This window comes from Micromonospora sp. DT4, assembly GCF_049841675.1.
Classification (GTDB): Bacteria; Actinomycetota; Actinomycetes; order Mycobacteriales; family Micromonosporaceae; genus Micromonospora.
The window spans coordinates 1-305 of the sequence record NZ_JBNCKT010000458.1 but is presented as its reverse complement, the minus strand read 5'-3'; the positions used below and the strand labels follow the sequence as shown (position 1 = coordinate 305).

1 pseudogene is annotated in these 305 nt (G+C 71.5%); it reads left to right on the top strand.

Annotation, left to right across the window (positions count from 1 at the left end):
* A pseudogene (locus ACLQ24_RS30525) lies at window positions 1–300 on the top strand (AAA family ATPase); the annotation flags it as partial.
* Between the last annotated feature and the right edge of the window lie 5 nt (window positions 301–305).

Genomic DNA, 305 nt, shown 5'->3' with positions numbered 1-305 from the left:
TTCACCGTCCACCTGCACGTCACCACCGACTGGGACCTCGCCCGCCAACTCGGCGTCCCCAAACCGGTCGTGGCCGCAGCGATCGACCTCAACGCCAACCTCGCCGCCGGCAAGACCGTGTGGGCGCCGCAGCTGCGCGAACTGCTCGGCTTCGTGAAGGTCCGCGACCACCTGGGCATGACCGCCGCCCTAGCCAACCTGGCCGGCATCGCCCCCGAGGACGCCCGAGACGACGTCACCGCCGCCCTGTCCCGACACACCGGCACACCCATCACCGCGCTCGCCCTCGGCAAGCGCTAACCGCC